The sequence below is a fragment of the Gemmatimonadales bacterium genome, from assembly GCA_036265815.1.
Taxonomy (GTDB): domain Bacteria; phylum Gemmatimonadota; class Gemmatimonadetes; order Gemmatimonadales; family GWC2-71-9; genus CAVVWJ01.
Genome location: DATAOI010000111.1, coordinates 1 through 2,308 on the forward strand (window position 1 = coordinate 1; position 2,308 = coordinate 2,308).

The following is a 2,308-nucleotide window of genomic DNA, read 5'->3' on the forward strand; positions in this document are numbered from 1 at the left end:
AGGGCGGCCGCGACGGCCTGGAGCTCTTCGGCGCTGTGACGGGCGAGGTTGGTGCCCTTGGGGAAATACTGGCGCAGCAGCCCGTTGGTGTTCTCGTTAGTCCCGCGCTGCCATGGGCTGCGTGGATCGCAGAAATAGATCTGCAGACCAGTGTCGAGCCGCAGCTGCACGTGCTGGGCCATCTCGATGCCCTGGTCCCAGGTCAAGGACCGCCGCAGCTGTTCAGGGAAGGTCGTGATCGTGCCGGCGATCGCGTCACGCACGGCCGCGGCACCGGCACCCGTGCGCGGCGGGCTGCTCCTCGTTCTCAGGCTCTCCACGCCTTCGAGCGGTGGGAGATGCAGCAGCATCGTGAACCGGCTTGACCGCTCGACCAGAGTGCCGATCGCCGACCGACCCGTCCCGAGGATCAGATCGCCCTCCCAATGACCCGGAACAGCCCGGTCAGCAACCTCAGCAGGTCGCTCACTGATCAACAGCTCGTCAGTCACGAAACTCCGGTTGCCGCTCGACGTCCTGGCCCTCGGCGCCCGCAACGCCCGGCCTGTCCGAAGGCACGCGGTCAGCTCTCGGCGCAGCGCTCCGCGGCCCTGCACATAGAGCGACTGATAGATCGCTTCGTGAGAGATCCGCATCGACTCATCATCGGGGAAGTCAACGCGAAGCCGACCGGCGATCTGCTCCGGACTCCATGACGTCCCCCAGCGCCGGTCCTTCCGCGGTCCATGACGCCGCCCCCGCCAGCCGACCTGCGGACCCGCAACGCTCCCCTCGGGCCGCTGCACAGCCCCGGCAAGGCGGTCCTGCACATAGCGACGCAATTCCGGGTTGACCGCCAGCTTCGCCGGCCTTGGCCGCCGGGCGCGACGGTCGGCATGCGTCTGCGCGGTGGAGGCCCGATACTGCGGCCGACCGGTGCGGACCGCAGCGTTGCGTTGCAGTTCCCTGGAAATAGTCGACGGCGCGCGACCCAGCTCACGCGCGATCTCTCGCACCCCACAATCACCAGCGAGCAGGACCGCGATCTCCTCCCGCTCCTCAAATGACAGATAACGCCCCGACACCGGCGCGAGGGTGAGAGGCGGCATCCCGCCAGCCTTCCGGAACCAGCGGACACCAACGCTCCACAAGACACCCGCCTCGGCAGACGCGTCAACAGTCGATGCCCCTCGGGCGATCGCTTCCCAGAACCGGACCCGGTGTTCCCGGCGCCCAGCCGGCGGACGCCCCTTGCCACGCGCCCCTGCAGCTGTGGCACGAACCAACGCAGCGTTTCTCCTCGGCATCGCAACTCCTCATCGTCCAGCGTTGCGACAACCGGTTGAATCCACCTGGTCGCGCTGGTGCTCTACGCCTACGCGACCGGGCAGCGCTCGGCGCGCGCGATCGAGCGCCACTGCCGCCGGGACGTCGCCTATCGGGTGATGACCGCCAACCGGGTTTCCGATCACGCGACGATCGCCCGTTTTATCTGTCGCCACGAGGCGGCGCTCGGCGAGCTGTTGGGATCGGTGCTTGTGCTGTGCGCGAGGGCCGGGCTGGTCTGGACGGGAGTGGTGGCGATCGACGCCACCAAGATCGCGGCCAACGCTGACCGGGAGGCGAATCTCGACTATGGGCGGATCGCGCGAGAGATCGTGGCCGAGGCGAAGGCGACCGACGAGGCCGAGGACGAGCTCTTCGGCGAGACGCGCGGCGATGAACTCCACGAGCAGTTGCGCACGCGCGAGGGCCGTCGGCGCTGGCTGGCCGAGGCCAGGCGCGAGCTCGAGCAAGCCGGGGATCGCGCCGATGAGCCTGCGTCGATGCCGCGCGGCGGGGCCAAGACCAGGGCCGCCGCGGCTGGCGCCGCGACGCCCGCCAGCGCCTGGACGAGCGCCGCGAGCGCCAGGCGCGCCCGATCCCGCGCTCGCGCCGGGCGCGGCTTGCGCAGTCAAGGCGCCGGCTCGAGGAGGAGCTCGAGGCCGAGCGCACCGCCAACGAGGCCTACGAGGCCTAGCGGGCGCGCGGGATCTGCCGCGATCGGCGGCGCTTCGGCGGCGGGCCGCCTGACCCCTACCAGGCGCCCGAGACCCCGGCCGGGAAGATCAACACGACCGACCCCGATTCGCGCCTGATGAAGGTCACCGGCGGCTACCTCCAGGGCTACAACGCCCGGGCGGCGGTGAACGAGGAGCAGATCGTGCTCGCCGCCGAGATCTCGGTCGACTCGCCCGACTTCGGCCACCTCGAGCCGATGGTGGACGCCACCCAGCGCGAGCTCGCGCGCGCCGGCGCAGAGCCGCCGGGGGTGGTTATCGCCGACGCT

The 2,308-nt window shown here is 70.3% G+C and carries 3 protein-coding genes; 2 read left to right on the forward strand and 1 reads right to left on the reverse strand.

Going from position 1 to position 2,308, the window contains the following annotated elements; all coding sequences use genetic code 11:
• On the reverse strand, positions 1-1,286 hold a 1,286-nt coding region (locus VHR41_20330), incomplete at its 3' end, for an IS30 family transposase (GenBank protein HEX3236551.1).
• Positions 1,287-1,343: 57 nt separating this feature from the next.
• Between VHR41_20330 and VHR41_20335 the strand changes: the two genes are divergently transcribed.
• Together VHR41_20335 and VHR41_20340 are read left to right on the forward strand one after the other, a co-directional pair.
• A complete protein-coding gene (locus tag VHR41_20335; protein ID HEX3236552.1) occupies positions 1,344-2,117 on the forward strand; it encodes a transposase in 774 nt (257 codons plus the stop codon).
• Positions 2,117-2,308: hypothetical protein (locus VHR41_20340; GenBank protein HEX3236553.1), on the forward strand; the 192-nt coding region annotated here is incomplete at its 3' end. The genes VHR41_20335 and VHR41_20340, both read left to right, overlap by 1 nt.